This is a genomic window from Mycolicibacter heraklionensis (assembly GCF_001021505.1).
Lineage (GTDB): Bacteria > Actinomycetota > Actinomycetes > Mycobacteriales > Mycobacteriaceae > Mycobacterium > Mycobacterium heraklionense.
On the sequence record NZ_LDPO01000046.1, the window covers coordinates 1 to 5,765 of the forward strand.

Annotated in this window: 6 protein-coding genes; 1 reads left to right on the plus strand and 5 read right to left on the minus strand. The window is 68.0% G+C overall.

Going from position 1 to position 5,765, the window contains the following annotated elements; translation table 11 throughout:
• The 3 genes from ABW16_RS23415 to ABW16_RS23425 all read right to left on the minus strand — a co-directional run.
• Nucleotides 1-1,156, minus strand: a 1,156-nt coding sequence (locus ABW16_RS23415) for a lytic transglycosylase domain-containing protein (protein ID WP_233424863.1), incomplete at its 3' end; no start/stop codon positions are given.
• 138 nt (nucleotides 1,157-1,294) lie between these two features.
• Entirely contained in the window at nucleotides 1,295-1,813 is a 519-nt protein-coding gene (locus ABW16_RS23420; protein ID WP_047321605.1) for a DUF1003 domain-containing protein, read from the minus strand.
• Nucleotides 1,810-3,108, minus strand: coding sequence for a magnesium transporter MgtE N-terminal domain-containing protein (locus tag ABW16_RS23425; RefSeq protein ID WP_047321606.1), 1,299 nt, complete (start codon nucleotides 3,106-3,108; stop codon nucleotides 1,810-1,812). The genes ABW16_RS23420 and ABW16_RS23425 overlap by 4 nt, the downstream gene beginning before the upstream one ends.
• A 24-nt stretch (nucleotides 3,109-3,132) precedes the next feature.
• Between ABW16_RS23425 and ABW16_RS23430 the strand changes: the two genes are divergently transcribed.
• Nucleotides 3,133-4,098 carry an HpcH/HpaI aldolase/citrate lyase family protein gene (locus tag ABW16_RS23430; protein WP_082134306.1) on the plus strand — a complete coding sequence of 322 codons (966 nt, stop codon included), beginning with the start codon at nucleotides 3,133-3,135 and terminating at the stop codon, nucleotides 4,096-4,098.
• Nucleotides 4,099-4,229: 131 nt separating this feature from the next.
• Here ABW16_RS23430 and ABW16_RS23435 read toward each other — a convergent pair whose 3' ends face one another.
• Nucleotides 4,230-4,898: a hypothetical protein gene (locus ABW16_RS23435; protein WP_131721562.1), complete on the minus strand. Its 669-nt coding sequence runs from the start codon at nucleotides 4,896-4,898 to the stop codon at nucleotides 4,230-4,232.
• Nucleotides 4,899-5,344: 446 nt separating this feature from the next.
• A partial coding sequence (locus ABW16_RS23440) for a DUF4190 domain-containing protein (RefSeq protein ID WP_047321609.1) occupies nucleotides 5,345-5,765 on the minus strand: 421 nt, incomplete at its 5' end.

Sequence of the window (5,765 nt, forward strand, 5' to 3'; positions counted from 1 at the left end):
GACCGAAGGGGGCCGGCGGGACGCCGTTGGGCGGCGCTGGTGGGGCCGGCGCGGCTTGGGGCTCCAGGCAGATCATCCGGCAGGCCGCCGCGGGGCGCGGCAGCTGCTGTTGCTGTTGCTGCTCGGGCGAGGACATCCACGGCGGCAGCCAGGGCATATTCGCCAGCTGGGTCTCCAAACTCGGCTGGCCCAGATCGATCAGCGACGATTCGGCGGGGTGGTTGACCTGGGACATCCCGTGCATGCTGAGCGACTCGGGCCCGAGCCCTTCCGGGTGTTCCAGGTGCTCCAGGTGCAGGTCCGCGATCGGCGGTGCCGGGCCTACGATCGGCGGCAGGTCGACGGGGGCCACCCCGGTGGCGTAAGCCGCCGCCCAGCCCATCACGTTCTCCGCGTAGGCCATCGAGTTGTTGTAGCGCAGGATCGCGGTCAGGACCTGTGACTGTTCGCGCAGGTTCATCCCGCCGCTGCACAGGTAGCGTGCTGCCGCCAGCGTCGCGTCGTAGACGTTCTGCGGGTCCGCTCGCCCGTCGCCGTCGCCGTCGGCGGCGTACCGCGACCAGGTTCCGGGCAGGAATTGCATCGGGCCCAGTGCGCGGGCGTAGACGACGCGTCCCGGGGCGCTGCTGGCCACGATGACTTCGTTTCCGGGCAGGGTGCCGTCCAGCGCCGGCCCGTAGATCGGCTGCAGCACGTTGCCGCGCACATCGGTGGCCCCGCCGTTGGCGTGCCCGGATTCGATGCGCCCGATCCCGGCCAGCAGGTTCCAGCTGATCCCGCACTGGGGATCGGCGACCGCCATCTGCTGTTCGGCGTTTTGGTAGGCGGCCAGCGCGGTCTTGGGGATCCCCAGGGTGCCCGGCGCATAGACGACCGCTGCCGGCGGTGCCGACGGTGCGCCCGCGGCCACGTGCAGGTTCGCCTGCGGGCGGCGTACCGCGACGACGGAGGGGCCCGAGGAGTGACCGGTCGAGGATGTGTGCACCGACGCCGCCAGCGGGGTGACCGCGGCATTGCGCAACGGCAGCGAGGTCGACGGAGAGCGGGGCGTGGCACCTACGGCGCCGGCGAACACCAGCGGGGTGATGAACGTCAGCCCGAAGGCAGGCCGCAGGGCTGAGCGGGCCGCCCGCCGCAATCTGGCAGCGCGGGACACGCGTTCCGCTGCGCCGCCCCCTGTTGGCACTCGACCGCCCCTAATTCCGCTCTGGTGAAACCGCACGGGCTTCGTGAACTAGGTCACCATACCCAAGACATGTCCCGTTGATGACCGTTATCTGGTCCGCGTCACCTGTCAGGACGGCCGTTGAGCGGGCTCCGGGGCGGCGGGATCGGGGTCTGGACGCAGGGTCTCCAGCAGTTCCCGGACCCGCTCGAGCTCATGGTGCAGGTAGTCGCGGGTGGCAACCTCACCGACCGCCAGGCGCAGTGACGCCAGTTCCCGGGCCAGGTACTCGGTGTCGGCTTTGGTCTGTGCGGCGCGACGGCGGTCCTCGTCCAAGCTGACCCGGTCGCGGTTCTCCTGCCGGTTCTGGGCCAGCAGGATCAGCGGCGCGGCGTAGGCGGCCTGGGTGGAAAACGCCAGGTTGAGCAGGATGAACGGGTAGGGGTCCCACTGGAAGCGGATCGCGTAGACGTTCAGCAGGATCCAGCCGACCACCAATATGGTCTGGATGGCCAGGTAGCGCCCGGTGCCGAAGAACCGTGCCACCGATTCGGTGAACCGGCCCAGCGCGTCGGGATCCATGTTCAAGCTGGGGAACCGCGAGGTGCGCGGCGTGGACAGCCGCTGCGATGTCGAGCGGTCGGTCACGACGGCCTCCCGGCGAGTTTCGGCCCCAGGTCGGGCTCGGGGGTTTCGCGCCAATCATCCGGCAGCAGGTGATCCAGCACGTCGTCGACCGTCACCGCGCCCAGCAGGTGGTTCTGTTCGTCGAGCACCGGTCCGCAGACCAGGTTGTAGGCGGCGAAGTAGCGGGTCAGCTCCGCCAGGGACACCTCCGGGTTCAATGCCGGCAGGTCGGAGTCGACGAACCCGCCGATGAGTTCGGCCGGCGGCACCCGCAGCAGCTGCTGCAGCGGGACGGAGCCCAGGTAGCGGCCGGTCGGGGTGGCGGTGGGAGCCCGTGTCACGAAAACCAGCGACGACAGCGCCGGAGTCAGGTCGGGGTCGCGCACCCGGGCCAGCGCCTCGGCGACCGAGGTGTCGGCGGTCAGCACCACCGGGTTGGAGGTCATCAGGCCTCCTGCGGTGTCGGGGGAGTGCTCCAGCAGTCGGCGCACCGGGTCGGAGTCGTCGGGGTCCATCCTGGCCAGCAGCGTCTCGGCCTCGGTGGGGTTCATCACGCCCAGCAGGTCCGCGGCGTCGTCGGGGTCCATCTCCTCCAGCACGTCGGCGGCCCGATCGGTGCCCAGCTGGGCCAGTACGACGGCCTGACGTTCCTCCGGGAGCTCCTGCAGGATGTCGGCCAGCCGTGCGTTGTCCAGCGCGTTGATCACCTCGTAGCGGCGCTTGGGCGGCAGCTCGCGGATGGCGTCGGCGACCTCGATCGGCCGCCAGCCCTCGAACTGCTGCAGCAGCTGCGCCACGCCCTGCCCGGGCATCGCGAGCGCGGACGGGGTCAGGCCCTGCACGTTGTGCCAGTCCACGATGTGGACGGCGGCGCGCCGGCCCAGCCGCCGGGAATGCCGCACCGCGATCCGGGTGACCAGCCAGTCGCGCGTGCGGCTCTGTTCGATGGCCAAGTCGGTGATCGCCACATCGACGCCGGCCAACTCCGGCAGCTCCGGGTCGGTGACCCGGACCTTGGTGTCCAAAACCTGGCCGAGCACCAGTGCCTCGCCGGGCCGCTGGTTGAACTTGCGCAGTGACACCGTTCCGGTGTTGAGGGTGACCGCGTTGGGTTCGATCGACGCGACCCGCAGAATCGGCACGAAGATGCGTCTGCGAGTAGGGAGTTCGACCACCAGGCCCAGCACACGCGGCTGCTGACGCACGATACTGAGACTGACGACCACATCGCGGACCCGACCGACGGATTCGCCGAACGGGCCTAGCACCAGCATCCTCGCAAGCCGCGCTGCGTAAACCCTGTTGCTCGACGCCATGGTTGAAAGGGTAGGAGTATTTAGGTGACCAACGTGTATCGCCCCCGCCGTACTTGCCTATCGGTGCCTGGCAGCAGCCAGAAGATGATCGACAAGGCCAAGGGTCTGTCCGCCGACGAGGTCTTTCTCGACTTGGAGGACGCCGTCGCTCCAGCGGCCAAAGAGCAGGCTCGGGGCCTGGTCGCCCAAGCGCTGACAGCGCGGGACTGGACGGCCCCGTTGCTGGGCGTGCGGGTCAACGACTGGACCACACCGTGGACCCATGCCGACCTGATCGAGGTGGTCTCGGCGGTCGGTGCCGCTGGCACCCGACTCGACGTGATCGTGCTGCCGAAGGTGTCCGACGCCTCGCATGTGCAGGCCCTCGATCTGTTGCTCACCCAGCTGGAGACCATCCACGGGCTGCCGGTCGGGCAGATCGGTGTCGACGCCCAGATCGAGGATGCCCGCGGCCTGATGAACATCAACGCGATCGCCGCGGCGCCGCGGGTGCAGGCGCTGGTGCTCGGGCCGGCCGACCTGATGGCCAGCCTCAACACCCGCACCCTGGAGGTCGGTGAGCAGCCCGAGGGCTATACCGAGGGCGACGCCTACCACCACGTGTTGATGACGATCCTGGTGGCGGCGCGCGCCCACGGGGTCGCCGCCGTCGACGGGCCGTATCTGAAAGTGCGTGACGTCGAGGCGTTCCGGCGGGTGGCCGGCCGCTCGGCCGCGCTCGGTTACGACGGCAAATGGGTGCTGCATCCCGACCAGATCGCGGCGGGCAATGAGATCTTCAGCCCGCGTCAGTCCGAGTACGACCATGCCGAGCTGATCCTGGAGGCCTATGCGTGGCACACCTCGCAGGCCGGCGGTGCCCGCGGTGCGGTGATGCTCGGTGACGAGATGCTCGACGAGGCCAGCCGCAAAATGGCTTTGGTGGTGGCGGGCAAGGGCCGGGCGGCCGGGATGCGCCGTGAGGCGCTGCCGTTCACACCGCCGGCCTAGCGGGGTTCAGTAGGGCCGCGCCGCGGACCGACCCATGACGACCAGTGCCCGCCTTTGAGCGACTGTTGCGTTATGTCAATGGGATCGAGTTGGCGCCGCCTGCGCGGTAAAGCGACGGGTGCTACCGCCCATCACAAACCGGCCAGTAGCACGGTGGCGGGCCCGAGAATGAGATCCAGCGGGATTTCCACCAGCAAATGGTTCAGACCGACAACGATGCTGGCCAGGCCGACGTTGATGTCGTCGAATGCAAGAGCTCCGATACCGTCCGATATCGCAGACATTCCGGCCACGGATCGCTGTTGGATGTCGTTGATCAGCCCGCCGAAGTCCAGCGACGACCACACGAGGATATTGGGCGCGAAATAGGGGAAGACGATCTGCTGCGCCAGGGCCGTGTCGATCATGCCCAGGACGGCGGTTTCGGGGGCGGCGACAAAAAGATTGCTCAACCCGCTGCTGATCTCCCACAAGCCTGCAATCAAGTCACCCCCGGAGACACCGCTGAGGCCCGCGCTGATCTGGGCCTGCCCCAGGTCTACTACCGCCTGCAAGATGTCACGGGCATTGTTTGGGATATGGTCCATGTCGGGATAACTGACGTCACTGCCGTAGTCGGCAGCTTCACCTGGGTCGGCGGAAGTCCACTCGGCTGAGCCGTGGGATGTCAGGAAGTCAGAGAAGGACGCCCCGGCGAGCTGGACGCGATGCTCCTGCGGGGGCGCCGACAGCGAAACCGCGGGCGGCGCGGGGGCAAGCAAGCCGGCACCGATGACGGCCAGGCCCGCGGTGACGGGCACCGATGAGAACATAGCCATTGTTCGCTCCTCCAAGCTAATTGACCTGAAACATGAACTCGCGTCTGCTCTGGAGGAATAATACTTAATTTATACTTAGAGTGCAATCGCTTCATTGTGAGATTTACCTCTAGATTATTTAGCCATCGGCCGAGGCCCCGGCCGGCCGACCAGGATTCGGCACGCGAGTCCCGGAAGTGTTCAACGGTGTCGACGTAGCCATCGCTGCGAAGCAAAAGCAAATCTCCGGTGCCCTCATGACCAGCGCAACGTCGGTCAGGGCGACTGGCGTTCTGGCTGTGGCGGCTGCCGGTGAAGTCGCCGCGACCCTAGGGCTGACGACAGGCCTCAGGCGCCACAGTCGCCACCGCTTCCCGCCCTGTGCTGTCGCGCAAAGGCGGGCAACTGTCTTCGTCCCGCCGGGCGGCCGGTGAACCTCGGCTCGGCGCTTAGTTCAGGGCGATCATTGCGAGAATGAACGAAAGAGTCACGGCGACACCGCCTATCGCGGTACCGGCTACCGCGAGACCGTGGCCCGCCTCACCGGTCGACCTGATCTGGCTCAGCGCGACACCCCCCAGGATGACGCCGGCCACCCCCAGCGGCCAGAACACCAGGCCGAGCAACGACACCACCAGGGAGCTGACCGCCAGGACGTTGGTCTTCTGCGCCTGGCCCGGATTGAAGTAGCTGCCCGGATACGGCGTGCCATAGCCCGACGGCGGGTAACCCGGGGGGTTGCCGTAGCCCGGCGGAGGATATCCGGGAGGGGCGCCGAGTCCCGGGTATTCGTTCGGGCCGGCAGGTGCGGGCGGCACATAGCCGCCGGGCGGCAGATAGTTGCCGGGCGGTGGGGGCGGCGGATAACCG

Coding starts and splice junctions, on each gene's coding strand:
- ABW16_RS23425 (WP_047321606.1), bottom strand. CDS start 3,108: ATGGCGTCGAGCAACAGGGTTTACGCAGCGCGGCTTGCGAGGATGCTG.